Origin of the sequence: Dysgonomonas sp. (assembly GCF_035323175.1) — a bacterium.
In the GTDB taxonomy this organism is placed as follows: Bacteria; Bacteroidota; Bacteroidia; order Bacteroidales; family Dysgonomonadaceae; genus Dysgonomonas.
This window is the reverse complement of the sequence record NZ_DAOKYH010000001.1, coordinates 478,513-493,062: the sequence shown is the minus strand read 5'-3', so window position 1 is coordinate 493,062 and position 14,550 is coordinate 478,513. Positions and strand designations below refer to the sequence as shown.

The window sequence follows — 14,550 nt, the reverse complement described above, 5'->3', positions numbered from 1 at the left end:
ACTTCGATTGAGCCTTGTGGGCTTTGTACTAATAATTTAGGATTGTACAATCTTCAATGGTTTTCCTCATTTTCTTACCGTCACATTCTCCTGTTATATTTTAGTATTTAAACATAGAACAGGCAAAAAAGTTTTTAAAAGGTCATTTTTTATTCAGAAATACGATGATGTATCAGAAGAGAGAACATCGTTTATGGTCATTTTTATGAAGTTTATACTTTTATCTTTTTACGTTAAGGTAGCAAATGAAAAAAGCCTCGCATCATTTTATGCAAGGCTTCCACTTTTCCGACTATTGGAGAGGTTTATTTTTTTGACCAATTGCTAGATTTATTGTCCCATTTATATAGGGTAGGAGCTGTTGGCTGATTGTTTTTATCGTAGCTATATTCATATTTTTGAACACCGATCCATCCTTTTGCTCCATCCCATTCGTAGGTAGCTTTTTCTTGCATACGTCCGGTAGCATCATAGTTATAAACCGTCTTGGTTAAAGGGGCGTTGGTGTTTTTGTCACATAACAAGAATTCCTTTACGCAACCTGTTTCAGTTGTTTCTATATTGCTGAACATCACTGTTTCCGGATCATTAGCATATATGCTCAATGATAAAAATAGAACTGCGAATAATAATAATTTTTTTAGGTTCATGGCTTTATTTATTTAGTTATACAAAGATACTTTTGTTTCTTTATATATAAGACGTGTTTTGTGACAAAAAGTTACAAGAATGCAGTTAAATATAGTTAATATAGTATTTATATATTCTATTTGTTTTTAGTTTTAGTTATTTTGTCTTTCAAAATGAAAGTTGTATTGCTTCTGAATTATATCTATGCGAATAGAATGACTTTTAAGGTAGAAAAGAGTAATAAAAAGTCATCAAAAAATATCAAAAATTTAAAATAAGTAAAAATATAAGAGGAGGTTCGTAAAAATCCTCCTTGATGAGAATTAATCTCTTTCATATATCAAAAAAAATGACGAAATTTGCGTGCCTTAAAAATGAGAATATTAAACTATATATAATCAATAAAAACAAATGAAAAAAAGTGCGTTACAAATTGCAAGAGCTGCTTATAACCCTAAAATGCCAAAAGCATTGTATGGCTCTGTAAAAGTTGAGGAAGGAGCAGCTACTCAATCCGTAGCAGATCAGGAAGAGGTGAAAAAGTTATTCCCTAATACATATGGGATGCCGACTATCAAGTTTGTAGAAACTTCAGAAAAGGTAAGCTTACCTGCTATCAATGTAGGAGTTATACTTTCTGGAGGACAAGCTCCTGGTGGTCATAACGTTATCGCCGGTCTTTTTGATGGTATAAAAAATATGAATGTCAGCAGTCGTCTTTTCGGATTCCTAATGGGCCCGGGCGGTTTGGTTGATCACGATTATAAAGAACTTACAGCCGACATTATCGATGAATATCGTAATACAGGAGGTTTTGATATTATCGGTTCTGGTCGTACAAAGCTCGAAAGCAAAGAGCAATTTGACAAAGGTCTTGAAATATTGAAAAAACTAGATATAAAAGCTCTTGTTATTATCGGTGGTGACGATTCGAACACAAATGCTTGTGTGCTTGCTGAATACTACAAAGAAATCAATGCAGGTGTTCAGGTAATCGGTTGTCCGAAAACAATTGACGGTGACTTGAAAAACGAAATGATAGAAACATCATTCGGTTTCGACACAGCTTGTAAAGTATATGCTGAAGTTATCGGTAATATACAACGCGACTGTAACTCTGCTCGTAAATACTGGCACTTTATCAAACTAATGGGACGTTCTGCTTCTCATATCGCATTGGAATGTGCTCTTCAAGTACAACCAAACGTATGTATTATCTCAGAAGAGGTAGAAGCTCAAAAATTGTCTTTGGATGATATCGTTACAGATATAGCAAATGTTGTAGCTAAACGTGCAGAAGATGGTAATAACTTCGGAACAGTATTGATCCCTGAAGGTCTTATCGAATTTATTCCTGCCATGAAAGGTCTTATTTCAGAATTGAATGATTTCTTGGCACATCATCAACGTGAATTCAATGCTGTTCCTAAAGATGATCAGCTTGCATATATCCAAAAGAACTTGTCTGCCGAAAATGCGAAAATATTCGCAAGCTTACCTTCCGGTGTAGCTCGTCAGTTGACTTTAGATCGTGACCCTCACGGAAACGTACAAGTTTCTTTGATCGAAACAGAGAAGCTATTATCTGAAATGGTAGGTAATAAACTGGCTGAAATGAAAGTTGCCGGTAAATACAAAGGTAAGTTTGCTGCTCAGGAACACTTCTTCGGTTACGAAGGACGTTGTGCAACTCCTTCAAACTACGATTCAGATTATTGTTATTCGTTAGGATATACTGCTGCTGCTCTTATCGCTGCAGGTAAGACCGGTTATATGTCTTCTGTGCGCAACACAACAGCGCCTGCTAGCGAATGGATTGCCGGAGGTGTGCCTGTAACAATGATGATGAATATGGAACGTCGTCATGGCGAAATGAAACCTGTAATCCAGAAAGCTTTAGTGAAACTTGATGGAGCACCATTCCAATATTTTGCTGCACATCGTGAAGAGTGGGCTGTTGGAACAGAGTTTGTATATCCGGGGCCAATTCAGTTCTTCGGACCATCAGAAGTTTGCGACCAACCTACAGTTACATTAAGACTGGAACAAGGAAGATAAAATATTCAAAATATTTTAGCAAGAGGCTGTAATTTTGTTACAGCCTCTTTTTTATTGGCTATGAAACGGTTAGAGATGCTATTGTATCAATAATCTATTAAGAGCAGTCTTTCTTTATAAGAAATTCAACAAAAACATATCGAAAAGCTTTGTTTATTAATAAAAAACTTCTACTTTTGCACTGCTTTTGAAGCAAATGGTATTGTCTCATGGTGTAATGGTAACACAACTGATTTTGGTTCAGTCGTTCAAGGTTCGAATCCTTGTGAGACAACTACAAAAATAAGAAAAGAGCTGTATATTAAAATATACAGCTCTTTTCTTATTTTTACCCTTACTGTTTCTTTTGCGTTGCCACTACTATTTTGAGTTCAGCATAAAGTATTCCAGACTTTTCTTGATATCATCTATTTGAGAATCTCCAAAGCTTTCATACTCGGTAGAAATAAGCCCGTTGAAGTTTTGTCTTTTCAGTTCATTGATTACTTCTTTTACTTGCAATACTCCTGTTCCCCATGTTGTATCCTCCATTCCTTCGTTGAGGTCTTTCATGTGTACAACCTTTATTCGTCCATCAAATTTTTTGAGAGCTTCTATAGGGTCGTTTCCTGTTCTTTTCCAATGTCCGATATCAGCACATACGCCCATTATCTTATTTCGTCCTTCGAGGGCTTTTACAAGTACATCCGGATTTGCATAGATAGAAGGTTCAGGATGGTTATGTATGGCTACTTCGATATCGTATTTGAGTGCAAGTTGTTCAACAAAGTCAAGTTGTTCTAATTTTGGTTCACATGTTACGGTATGTACTCCCATATCTTTCGAGAAACTGAAAAATCGCTCCCATTCTTCATTCGTATCATACGATGCTACACCGAAGGCATATAAGGTAATATTCCGGTCTTTAAATTCCTTTTTCAGTTGTGCTTTTGTTTCTTCCGACAAATCAAAGTTCAAATAGGCCGTATCAGGAAAATTCTTTCCTAAAGCCTGAGAGAAGAATGCTTCGGCATAGTGAATACCCAGATCTTTTGTTTTGTCGAGCGTTTCCATCAGCGTGAATTTGTGGAATGTATATGTCTGAATACCCATTTTCCATTCGGGTTGTTTTGTCCCATCTTTACATCCTATAAAACATAAAGAGATGAGTAATAATAAAAGCTTCAAATTTTTCATATTGTTTGGTATTAAAAATAAGTAGTTATAATCTGGGCGTTTCTCGATTCGTGCGTATAATATTCTTGTACGAAAGAATATAAAAGTATACCAAAGATATGAATATTATCGAATTAAATCATCCTTGACATACTCTTTATGTCTGAGTTTAAGGCATCGCAGGCAAAGCCCATCCATCCCTATATGTATGCCTTATGTATTCAGCAGCGGTGGCTTGTGCATTTGATGTTATATACTCTCTTTCAAAGTGTGGATGCCCGTCTTCTACACGGAAGCTATCTTTTGAGACAATTCTTAGTTCTTCGTTTGCTCCTATATTTGTAAACTTCATTTTCTCTCCATCCCATTTCAAAATTTTATTCAGACTTTGTAACCGTATGGCAAGAACACCAAGTAAGACCATTTCGTTGAATGGCCCGGCATATGCGAAGTTGCTCGATGTTTCAACCCTGTTGTCTGCAGATTCTTTACAAGCCCTGATCCAATCCTGCTCATGATATCCGTCAGAATATCCTGTAGCACCCGGAACACGTCGAAGGGTTTGAGGAACATTCGGTGTACGTCCCGATAGCAAGCGAGGATTAAATCCACCACAATCAGTTAGCAGCGTATCTTTCGAGCCAACGAATAAACAGCCACCAAGCCCATCTCTCATAAGATCGGTTCCATCGGGGAGCAAATCAGGGCGATGAGGGAAAAGCCCGCCATCATACCAATATACCTTTACCTCGGGCATTGCTACTTTAGGCATATTGTCTCGTGAAGGGAATGTAAATTCTACCTGTTCGCTCTGAGGCGGAGATTCGGTATTGATAAGGGAAGAACTACCCTGTATCTTAGTCGGATAACCGAGCTTTAGTGCTTGGTAGATAGGGTCGAGCACATGGCAAGCCATATCGCCAAAAGCTCCCGTGCCGAAATCCCACCAGCCACGCCAATTCCAAGGAGTATACACGGGGTTGTAAGGGCGGAAAGGAGCAGGCCCTATAAAGTTATCCCAATCCAATGTTGAAGGTACTTTTACTACTTCTTTAGGACGCTGTAACCCTTGAGGCCATATCGGGCGGTCTGTCCATGCATGCACTTCACGCACTTCGCCTATTTCTCCGTTCCATATCCATTCGCATACCTGACGTACTCCATCGCCCGAATTTCCCTGATTCCCCATTTGAGTCGCTACCTTATGTTTGGCAGCCAAACGTGTTAGCAGACGACTTTCATATATTGAGTGTGTTAATGGCTTTTGACAGTAAACATGTTTGTTCAGCGTTAATGCTGTTGCTGCTATGATGGCATGTGTATGGTCGGGGGTAGATATCATTACACCATCAATCTCTTTACCTATTTCATCAAACATTTTGCGCCAATCTTTGTAACGCTTGGCTTTCGGGAAGTCATTGAAACAGTTTTTAGAATAAGCCCAGTCTACATCGCAAAGACCTATTATATTTTCAGTATTCATTCCTACAAGGTTAGGATGTCCTTTTCCACCTACGCCTATACCCACTATATTAAGTTTGTCACTAGGGGCTTTATGTCCCAATCCGCTGATAACATTTGATGGAAAAATGTATAAACCGGCAGCGGCTATAGCTGATTTTTTTATAAAATTTCTACGAGAAGTCATATAATAGCTGTTTAAAGTTCTTTGATCATAAGATTTTGATACCCTACTTTCGTTCTGTGATTTATTTTGTTTATAATTAATCAACAGGAAAATGAAAATTCATGGATAATTAAGGTTGCAAAAAGTCGCTACTTATTTTGTCTAAAAGTATATTTTTCATGATATTAAAACAAAAATAGTGAATGCGGAGAATAAAAAAGATAGACTATTTTTGCTAAAAGGATGGATTATTATTGCTATTTTTATTTGATATCTAAAAACAGGGTGAAATGATGCAAATAAAACATGGCTTTCAGGGACAATGGAGCATAATACTACCATACTTTATTGTCGATAGAATGGGTAAGAATCCGATGATGAATGATTTGTATTTTCATTCGTTAGGGTATTTTCCAAATGCAAAATATCATTATATAAACAGACCCGAGGGATGTCCCGAAAATATTCTTATATATTGTACCAAAGGTGGCGGATGGATCGAACTAGATGGAAAGATGCAGGCTGTAGGTGAGAATCAGTTTGTTATATTACCTGCAAATAAAGCACATCGTTATGGTGCTAATGAGCTGAATTCATGGTCAATTTACTGGATACATTTCAAAGGTTATAAATCTGAGTTGTTCTCAAAAGTATATGGGCAGGTGATTTCTTTGGATTCGGAAAATACGCTGCGTATTGATGAACGTTTCAAATTGTTTGAGGATATTTATAATGTTTTACTCGATTCTTATGATGATAGTGCACTACAATATGCAAATTCTGGATTGGCTTATTTTCTAGCCTCTATTTTATACGTGAAAAGATCCGGAGACCCTAAAACAGAAAATAAATACGGGACTTCTCTAATACATCTGGCAACGCACTATATGAATCAAAATATAGGAAATAAACTAAAGTTGTCTGATATTGCAAGGCACTTTGGATATTCTGTTTCTTATTTTTATCGTTTGTTTTACAGGAATATGGGGATTGCTCCGATGGAGTATTTCAATCAACTTAAGGTGCAACGATCTTGTTACTACTTGATCAATAGCACAATGAAAGTGAATCAGATATCCATCATGGTTGGTTTTGATGATCCTTATTACTATTCTCGCCTTTTTAAAAAGATGATGGGTGTATCACCTGTAAGGTATCGGGCTGTAAACAAGCAAGCTACTCAGCTTATTTAAGGATAAAAGTGCTTAGTACTGCTCTATGATCTGAAGGGTAATTTTTAAACCTGATATCACTCAGAGGGCTTTCTTCTCCTACAATCTGAGAATTTTTCAACTCTATTTTTTCACCCGAGAAAAGGACAAAATCGATGCGGTCGAGAACTTCTTTATATGCAGAGGTTTCAGGCAGTGTTGTCCACGTGTGCCCCGGCTTTTTTACTTCATCGGGATAGAATGTTCGATACGAATCTTTCATACCTCCCTTGTCTGAAAATGCCTTTGTAGAAGGCCACTCTACTGCTGTTTTGCATAGTCCTGCATCAACAGCTTTTGTTGTCCAGTCGAGATAAGAGGGCTCGTTGAAATCGCCTGTGAGAAATATCGGATAGCCCTCTTTCCGAACTTCTATTATATCGGCAATATTTGAGTCTACGGTGTTCCCTCTCGATTTGATAGCGGAGGCTATAGCTTCTTCTGCAGAGTGGAGTATTGGGCCGCCACAATACTCTATGCCATTCAGTTGGTAAGGCTCGTAAGGGCAATACATCAGATGAACATTGAACATCCAAACAAAATGGTCTTTATTGATCTTTATTTTTACTCCGTGATTGTTTGCCGAGGTATCTACAATCGGATATTTTGTCACGATGGTTCGTCCTTCGAAAACGTATGAATGCCAACCCAAACTATCGGCCAAATGAACCGCTGTATTTTTCCCGTTGTGTGTTGATTCCTGAATACCAATTATATCGGCTTGGCTTTCTACAAATACTTTTCCTGTTGCACCAATGGAAGAGCCTCCTCCGTGCCAGATATTAAAACTCATGACCTTCAGTTCTATAGGTGCAGCAGACTGTGCCTTGCTGTGTGAGCATACAATGAAAATGAACAGTATAATTAATAGTGTTTTGTCAATAAATCTCATTTGGAATTGGGCTTAGGTTAATAAATTTTTGAATGATTTTAAGTAAAATCAAATCGGTACGATTCAAAGGTATATAAAATTGCTTTCTTTCGGTATATTTTTAATGTATTTGTCATACTGAGTGTTAATCACGGATCTCGATAAGAGATTTCTCTCTATGTCCAAAGGGAAAAAGATACAAAAAAGAAAAGTCTGGAACTCTTCATAAAATAAATTGACTTATGCTCGTATGCTCTGTTAGTTTATTATATTTGTGCTGTTTTAGATCTAAACTATTAGAAATAACTATATAATGGAAGCAAAAGCTAGCAGTCGCCTTTTATCTCTCGATGTTTTGAGGGGTATCACCATCGCCGGAATGATACTTGTGAACAACCCCGGATCATGGGGGCATATATATGCTCCGTTGAGACATGCCGAGTGGAATGGATTAACTCCCACAGACCTTATCTTTCCGTTTTTCATGTTCATTATGGGTATTTCTACCTTTATCTCGTTACGGAAATTCAACTTTGAGTTTTCTGTGCCCACACTAAGAAAAATACTGAAACGTACATTCGTTATATTTCTTATCGGTCTGGGACTTTCTTGGTTGGGTGTTTCATTCGGTACATACCATGGTTTAGCTGCCGAGAATCTGGGATTTTGGGAACGGTTGAGCAGATCCGTCACCAATTTTGAACATCTGCGTATTCTCGGTGTAATGCAACGCTTGGCACTTACGTATGGAATAACATCTCTGATAGCAATATTTCTAAAACATAAGTATATACCGTATATAATTGTAGTCGGTCTGGTCGGTTATTTCTTGCTTTTACTTTTCGGGAACGGTTTTGCCACGGAAGGATACAATATCCTAGCAGTGACAGATCAAAGTATTCTTGGACTGAATCATATGTACACAGAGTTCGGTCTCGATCCCGAAGGTATTTTAAGCACCATCCCTGCTGTCTGTCATGTATTGATCGGTTTCTATTGTGGAAAAATATTGATGGAAACAAAAGATAACCAACAAAGGATGCTTCACCTGTTTATTATAGGTGCAATACTTACCTTTTCTGGCTTTCTGTTGAGTTACGGCTGTCCTATAAATAAGAAGATATGGTCTCCGACATTTGTTCTGACTACATGTGGATTGGGTGCTACCTTCTTATCGCTGCTTATATGGATCATCGATGTGAAGGGGTATAAGAAGTGGTCGGTATTTTTCGAATCGTTTGGGGTGAATCCTTTGTTTATATATGTCCTAGCAGGCGTTATGGCAACTCTTGCAGACGGAATACATTTCAGCAGCAATGAGGCAACGACTAATCCGAAATCTTATTTATATAACGATCTGTTGCAACCAGTATTAGGCGATTATTTTGGATCCTTGCTTTTTGCACTAATTTTTGTTTTTGTCGCATGGCTGGTAGGGAATGTCTTGTATAAAAAACGTATATATATAAAGATATAGGCGTTTAATACAAACGATAGTTGTCTTTTAACTCAACTAGCTTTAATCTACATCTATTCTGTAAACATTTGTTTCACGGAGATTGAATCCTAATTTCTGGTACAGCTTGTTGGCTGCTATACGGCTTGGGCTCGATGTGAGATTGATACTTGCTATATTCAGCTTTTTAGCAAAGTCGATGACGTACTGTAGCATCTTTTCGCCAATAGATTGCCCTCTGGCATGTTGGTCTACAATAACGTCTTCTATCCAGGCTCTTGTTCCCGATGGTATCTTTACAATTACTAAGGTGATTGTTCCCACTATCTGAGGATTGGAAGCGATAAAAATATATTTGTTTTTATCATTAACGATATGGCTTAAGTCCTCCATCTGAGGAGCTTTTAAATGTGGAGCAAGCTGTGGCATCAGTCGGCAGAAGGCTGAGACTATATCTGGTGTTACTTCTTTTATTTGTTCTATTTCTATCATCTCTATTTAAGCATTAAATTCTAAAAAAGGAATTCTTGTCGCATTCGCTCTCATCTATTTTTTACCACAGAGTAAAAAAAGTAACACAGAGTTTTTTGCAATACAACATTAATTTTTACTAATTACTTGAGTTGTATTACAAATATAGCATCTTTATTTTTTAATGCTAAAATTGTCTATTATAAAGGGTCTTTGACATATTATGATTCGTACATTTGAGCGTATGATGATAGATCAAAAGGTAACAGGAGAAAACATACTGAAAAGTGTTACTTTTGTTACTTTTTTTGCTATAACTCGTATGTAGTTAGGTGTTTATATTTTGAGGATATGTCACTTATATATATGGAGAACCGAAATTTCAATATTTAATACTAGTGCAGCAGATTAACAAAGAAAATCCTTATTTTGTATTCCGAATAAATAATTCTAAACTATAGAAAATATAAAATGAGCTATTGTGATTATATAAAAGGGCTTGCCCACGGAGAAAAAGATCAGCATAGGACGTATCATGACAACCATTATGGTTTTCCTATTGAGGATGACAATGAGCTTTTCGAGCGTTTGGTGCTTGAAATCAATCAGGCAGGGCTAAGTTGGGAAACAATATTAAATAAGCAATCCGGCTTCAGGAATGCTTATAATAACTTTGATATCACTACCGTGGCAAGCTATGGTGATGAAGAGCGAACCCGATTGCTCAATGATGCAGGTATAATAAGAAACCGACTGAAAATAGATGCGGCTATACACAATGCGAATGTGATTCTATTGTTGCAAAAAGAGTTCGGCTCTTTCAAAGGTTGGTTAGATTTGCATCACCCCAAAACAAAGGAAGAGTGGGTGAAGCTTTTCAAGAAGACATTTAAATTTACAGGAGGAGAAATTGTAAATGAATTTCTGATGAGTACGGGTTATTTACCGGGAGCTCATGATGAAGACTGTCCGATATTTTGTGAGATAGGAAAGCATAATCCCAAGTGGATGGAAAAGTAGACTGGTTATTGGGCTACTATTTCTTCAATGTTATTTTTATAACATCTTTATTCCCATGCGCCGAAGCAGCATCCTTATTCTTAAGCACTTCCACTGATTCTATATTGTTTGGGTCGAGTGAATCCATATCTTTTTTCGAAGATTCTTTTCCATCTATTAGTATTAATAGTTGATCCGGCAAATCATTTGATTTTTCGCTTTTCTTTGTCGATGGCAAAATGGATATAGTACCCTTTTTGTTTTCCAAATTATTGTTTGTTACAACAAGGGAGTCTGATATATGAGTGTTGTGCTTTTTCTTTGTGGTTATTAATATAGCACCTCCTCTGGCATCATTACCAAAGTGGTCTGTTGCTGTTTTGTCTTTTAATACAGATATACTTTCTATCTCATCAGGACTAAGATCTTTTATACCATCTTGCGACTTTATCCCATCTATAATATATAGAGGTTGCAGCTCTTCGGCATTCGTAAAAGTGACTTTTTCTTTCAATTCTACTTTTATACTGTCCTTTGCTCTTAATACAAGGATCTCAGGCTTGTCAGGGTTTCCCTCTTTCTTTATCGGTATCATTGTATTTTCTATCGGTTGTACGATGTAATTGGGCACAGCCGAAAGCCATATAAATACTCCGAATACAGGAACAATAGTAAGGGCAGAGATTCGCTTCCAAGGCGAGCTTTTTTCTTTACGTAGCATATTTAGCCGGTTGATCGGTTTGTGATCGTTGAATGAGCTGGTAAAAGAAAATACCTGTCCCTGAAATCGTTGGTTGATAAGTACTGCCTGATATATTGCCGGAGAAACACCCGATTCTATAACAGCTTTATCTGCCAGAAACTCGTGGTTTTCCTTTAGTAGATGTACATAAAACCAAGATAAAGGATTGAACCATTGTATAAGCAATATACACTCGCTGCACAGGAGGTCTAACCAATGTCTCTGATTGATATGCATGATTTCATGCTGTAGAATTAGCTCTTTTTCTGTTTTGGAAAGGCTCTGAGTATTTAGTAATACATAGTTTAAGACGGAAAATGGAGATTTGATATGATTGCTTTCTATTATATTAATATTGTCTTTTTTCGCATGTGTACCATTTCTTACAAGCAAGCGAAGCTTTCTGTATGCCATAACATTTCTGCCTGATACAATAAAGAAGCCTGTGAGATATACGATAAAGAGAATTGTCCATATATCCGGCGATTGTGATTTGACGGTATAGGCTGTTTCTGACATCGTTCTTTCAACTGTCGTTACTGCAGGAACTAGTACATCGTAAGTATAACGGATAGCCGGTATTATGAATGACATTATAAAGCCCGATACTAAGAATATTCTATTGAATCTATAGAACGTAGTAGGGCGGAGGAAGATAATATATACGATGAGGAATATGCTTAGGCATATACCCGATTTGACAATATATAAAAGAAAAGCTTCCATCGTTATTCAGGGTTAGTATCTTTTTCTTCTAGAGTTTCACGTGTTTCTTTCAGAAGCTTATCCATCTCTTCTATACTGAGATTGGTTTCTTTAGCAAAGAATGAAACCATGGAGGAAAAAGAGCCGTTGAAATAGTTCTTAACGAAGCCAAACAATTGCTTTTTAGAATAATCTTCTTTTGTTACAACTGCTTTATAGATATTTGATCGACCTTCACTACGATGTTCTACAAAGTTTTTATTTTCGAGAATGCTGAGTATTGTAGCTATGGTAGTACGTGCAGGTTTGTTTTCGTCAAACTTTTTTAATATATCCTGAACAGTACCTTCTTCCATTGTCCAAAGGATCTGCATTATTTGTTCTTCGGCTTTCGTTAGTTGCATGATATAAAAATTATATAGGCTATAAATATACGTCTATTTGTTTAGACTATTCGGTGTTTGTAATTAAAAAATCATAAAATAAAAAAGGAGCTACTAATTAGTAACTCCCTTTTCAGATTATATAAAAGTCTTTTTATTCAGCTTTTCCTGCACTACCTAACACAGCTTCAATTTTGTGTTTGTATAGTTTCTTCATATTGTCGCGAGCTGGTCCAAGATATTTACGTGGGTCAAACTCAGCAGGTTTAGTTGCAAATACTTCACGAACAGCAGCAGTCAAAGCAAGACGGCTGTCAGAGTCGATATTGATTTTGCAAACAGCTGATTTTGCAGCTCTACGAAGTTGTTCTTCTGGGATACCGATTGCATCTTTAAGTGCACCACCATATTTGTTGATAGTTGCTACTTCTTCTTGAGGAACTGAAGATGCTCCGTGAAGAACGATAGGGAATCCAGGAAGTTCTTTTTCGATAGCTTCAAGGATATCGAAACGCAATGGAGGTGGAACTAAATGACCGTTCTCATCTCTTGTACATTGTTCAGGAGTAAATTTGTTTGCTCCGTGAGAAGTACCGATAGAGATAGCCAAAGAGTCGCAACCTGTTCTTGTAGCAAAGTCTACTACTTCTTCAGGTCTTGTATAAGTATGGTGTTCTGCAACAACTTCGTCTTCTACACCTGCTAATACTCCAAGTTCGCCTTCAACTGTTACACCAAACTGATGTGCATATTCTACAACTTTCTTGGTTAGAGCAATGTTTTCTTCGTATGGAAGGTGAGAACCGTCGATCATTACAGAAGAGAATCCTGAATCGATACAGTCTTTACATGTTTCGAAAGTATCACCGTGGTCTAAGTGAAGCACGATTTGTGGTTTTTCCCAACCTAGACTTTTAGCATATTCTACAGCACCCTGTAGCATATAACGTAATAAAATAGGGTTAGCATATTGACGAGCACCTTTTGATGCTTGAACAATTACCGGAGATTTTGTTTCAGCAGCAGCTTGAACGATAGCCTGCAATTGTTCCATGTTGTTTACATTGAAAGCAGGGATAGCATATCCTCCTTTTACAGCTTTTGCAAACATCTCTTTAGTGTTTACTAATCCTAGGTCTTTATAACTTACCATTGTTGTTAAATTTATTATTATATAATGTATATTTATTGAAATTCATGCCTTTTTGCTATCCAAGGTGTACAAATCTCGTTAATTCGTGTTGTCACCTATAGATTACTATGCAAAAGTAACAAAAAATAGTGATAAAAGATTTCAAAATAGTATAAAATAACCTTTTAGGTTTATTTCCATAAAGGAGTCGGATATTCACCTTTTTCTACTAACTTTTGAAGCTTTCCTACTACTCCATCTCTATCTTCAGCATATGTCACACCAAACCACTTGGATGGAGTATCCAATACCTTAACGTCTGCTGTTTTGTTCAAAATCAAATGATCTACTAACAGCGGGATAAAGTACTCGGCTTTGTGGTTTCCTTCATTTGCTTCTAAGAACTTAACAAAGTACTTGTCAGAATGTTCGAAATAGTCGGGAGTGAAGCCCCACATATTCATCGAAACGGGAGCATTTTCAGGTAATTCGAACCAATAGTTTTCTGCATCTTTGTACTGAATAACACCGTCTTTGCGCTCGATGTGGGTACGTTCTACGATGCTCGACAGAAAATGATTGTTATCTGTTTCGCAAACACCTCTAGCTACAGCACCACTTTCCGACAAGGTATTGCTTAATCGGTATCCAACCATGCAATAATGGTTTTCAGTTCCGGTCATTGCTATTAATTGTTTTGCTAGTATTTCATAGCTTTCGCGTCCATAGAAGTCATCAGCGTTGATTACAGCAAAAGGTTCGTGTATAACCTCCTTAGCCATCATCACAGCATGATTTGTACCCCAAGGCTTTTGTCTGTCGGGATGTAGTGTAAAACCCTCAGGTAGGTTGTCCAATTCCTGATATACTACTTCTACCGGTATATGCTTTTCGTATTTGGATATAATCTTTTCACGAAATTCTTTATCAAATGATTTTCTGATAACAAAAACTATCTTTCCAAATCCAGCTCTAAGAGCATCGTAGATCGAATAGTCCATAATGGTTTCGCCATTGGGACCAAGACCGTCAAGTTGTTTCAATCCGCCATAACGGCTTCCCATGCCGGCAGCAAGTACGTACAAGGTTGGTTTCATAAGTATATTGTTT

General features: G+C 37.1%; 13 protein-coding genes and 1 tRNA gene. 5 read left to right on the top strand and 9 right to left on the bottom strand.

Annotated elements, in window-relative coordinates; translation table 11 throughout:
* Positions 1–305 precede the first annotated feature (305 nt).
* Positions 306–650, bottom strand: a complete 345-nt coding sequence (locus tag PKC55_RS02085; RefSeq protein ID WP_006843041.1) for a DUF3836 domain-containing protein — start codon at positions 648–650, stop codon at positions 306–308.
* 391 nt (positions 651–1,041) lie between these two features.
* Here PKC55_RS02085 and PKC55_RS02080 point away from each other — a divergent pair, with 391 nt between their 5' ends.
* Entirely contained in the window at positions 1,042–2,688 is a 1,647-nt protein-coding gene (locus PKC55_RS02080; protein ID WP_135105050.1) for a diphosphate--fructose-6-phosphate 1-phosphotransferase, read from the top strand.
* Positions 2,689–2,891: 203 nt separating this feature from the next.
* Positions 2,892–2,962 (top strand) — tRNA-Gln (locus PKC55_RS02075).
* Positions 2,963–3,048: 86 nt separating this feature from the next.
* Here the strand turns inward: PKC55_RS02075 and PKC55_RS02070 are convergent.
* Complete coding sequence (locus PKC55_RS02070; RefSeq protein WP_283686084.1) at positions 3,049–3,864, bottom strand: sugar phosphate isomerase/epimerase family protein; 816 nt, start codon at positions 3,862–3,864, stop codon at positions 3,049–3,051.
* 148 nt (positions 3,865–4,012) lie between these two features.
* Complete coding sequence (locus PKC55_RS02065) at positions 4,013–5,491, bottom strand: glycoside 3-dehydrogenase (protein WP_291125643.1); 1,479 nt, start codon at positions 5,489–5,491, stop codon at positions 4,013–4,015.
* Between the two features lie 269 nt (positions 5,492–5,760).
* Here PKC55_RS02065 and PKC55_RS02060 point away from each other — a divergent pair, with 269 nt between their 5' ends.
* Positions 5,761–6,663 (top strand): AraC family transcriptional regulator, encoded by a 903-nt coding sequence (locus PKC55_RS02060; protein ID WP_291125645.1) that lies wholly within the window; start codon positions 5,761–5,763, stop codon positions 6,661–6,663.
* Here PKC55_RS02060 and PKC55_RS02055 read toward each other — a convergent pair.
* Positions 6,656–7,573, bottom strand: a complete 918-nt coding sequence (locus PKC55_RS02055) for an endonuclease/exonuclease/phosphatase family protein (RefSeq protein ID WP_324371636.1) — start codon at positions 7,571–7,573, stop codon at positions 6,656–6,658. The two genes, PKC55_RS02060 and PKC55_RS02055, sit on opposite strands and share 8 nt — an antisense overlap.
* Before the next feature lie 292 nt (positions 7,574–7,865).
* Between PKC55_RS02055 and PKC55_RS02050 the strand changes: the two genes are divergently transcribed.
* Entirely contained in the window at positions 7,866–9,029 is a 1,164-nt protein-coding gene (locus tag PKC55_RS02050; protein ID WP_291124310.1) for an acyltransferase family protein, read from the top strand.
* Positions 9,030–9,071: 42 nt separating this feature from the next.
* On the opposite strand, the gene PKC55_RS02045 is transcribed toward PKC55_RS02050, so the two are convergent.
* Complete coding sequence (locus tag PKC55_RS02045) at positions 9,072–9,500, bottom strand: GNAT family N-acetyltransferase (protein ID WP_291124308.1); 429 nt, start codon at positions 9,498–9,500, stop codon at positions 9,072–9,074.
* Between the two features lie 450 nt (positions 9,501–9,950).
* Between PKC55_RS02045 and PKC55_RS02040 the strand changes: the two genes are divergently transcribed.
* Positions 9,951–10,499, top strand: coding sequence for a DNA-3-methyladenine glycosylase I (locus tag PKC55_RS02040; protein WP_283686078.1), 549 nt, complete (start codon positions 9,951–9,953; stop codon positions 10,497–10,499).
* Between the two features lie 16 nt (positions 10,500–10,515).
* On the opposite strand, the gene PKC55_RS02035 is transcribed toward PKC55_RS02040, so the two are convergent.
* The 4 genes from PKC55_RS02035 to PKC55_RS02020 all read right to left on the bottom strand — a co-directional run bounded on the left by PKC55_RS02035 (position 10,516) and on the right by PKC55_RS02020 (position 14,537).
* The gene (locus PKC55_RS02035) at positions 10,516–11,946 is read right to left on the bottom strand and encodes a M56 family metallopeptidase (protein ID WP_324371631.1); all 1,431 of its coding nucleotides are present in this window, start codon (positions 11,944–11,946) and stop codon (positions 10,516–10,518) included.
* 2 nt (positions 11,947–11,948) lie between these two features.
* On the bottom strand, positions 11,949–12,329 hold the full coding sequence (locus PKC55_RS02030; RefSeq protein WP_135105058.1) for a BlaI/MecI/CopY family transcriptional regulator: 381 nt from the start codon (positions 12,327–12,329) through the stop codon (positions 11,949–11,951).
* A gap of 133 nt (positions 12,330–12,462) precedes the next feature.
* Positions 12,463–13,461: a class II fructose-bisphosphate aldolase gene (locus tag PKC55_RS02025; protein WP_135105059.1), complete on the bottom strand. Its 999-nt coding sequence runs from the start codon at positions 13,459–13,461 to the stop codon at positions 12,463–12,465.
* A 170-nt stretch (positions 13,462–13,631) separates the two neighbouring features.
* On the bottom strand, positions 13,632–14,537 hold the full coding sequence (locus tag PKC55_RS02020; RefSeq protein ID WP_135105060.1) for a sugar phosphate nucleotidyltransferase: 906 nt from the start codon (positions 14,535–14,537) through the stop codon (positions 13,632–13,634).
* Between the last annotated feature and the right edge of the window lie 13 nt (positions 14,538–14,550).

Coding starts and splice junctions, on each gene's coding strand:
- PKC55_RS02085 (WP_006843041.1), bottom strand. CDS start 650: ATGAACCTAAAAAAATTATTATTATTCGCAGTTCTATTTTTATCATTG.
- PKC55_RS02080 (WP_135105050.1), top strand. CDS start 1,042: ATGAAAAAAAGTGCGTTACAAATTGCAAGAGCTGCTTATAACCCTAAA.
- PKC55_RS02070 (WP_283686084.1), bottom strand. CDS start 3,864: ATGAAAAATTTGAAGCTTTTATTATTACTCATCTCTTTATGTTTTATA.
- PKC55_RS02065 (WP_291125643.1), bottom strand. CDS start 5,491: ATGACTTCTCGTAGAAATTTTATAAAAAAATCAGCTATAGCCGCTGCC.
- PKC55_RS02060 (WP_291125645.1), top strand. CDS start 5,761: ATGATGCAAATAAAACATGGCTTTCAGGGACAATGGAGCATAATACTA.
- PKC55_RS02055 (WP_324371636.1), bottom strand. CDS start 7,573: ATGAGATTTATTGACAAAACACTATTAATTATACTGTTCATTTTCATT.
- PKC55_RS02050 (WP_291124310.1), top strand. CDS start 7,866: ATGGAAGCAAAAGCTAGCAGTCGCCTTTTATCTCTCGATGTTTTGAGG.
- PKC55_RS02045 (WP_291124308.1), bottom strand. CDS start 9,500: ATGATAGAAATAGAACAAATAAAAGAAGTAACACCAGATATAGTCTCA.
- PKC55_RS02040 (WP_283686078.1), top strand. CDS start 9,951: ATGAGCTATTGTGATTATATAAAAGGGCTTGCCCACGGAGAAAAAGAT.
- PKC55_RS02035 (WP_324371631.1), bottom strand. CDS start 11,946: ATGGAAGCTTTTCTTTTATATATTGTCAAATCGGGTATATGCCTAAGC.
- PKC55_RS02030 (WP_135105058.1), bottom strand. CDS start 12,329: ATGCAACTAACGAAAGCCGAAGAACAAATAATGCAGATCCTTTGGACA.
- PKC55_RS02025 (WP_135105059.1), bottom strand. CDS start 13,461: ATGGTAAGTTATAAAGACCTAGGATTAGTAAACACTAAAGAGATGTTT.
- PKC55_RS02020 (WP_135105060.1), bottom strand. CDS start 14,537: ATGAAACCAACCTTGTACGTACTTGCTGCCGGCATGGGAAGCCGTTAT.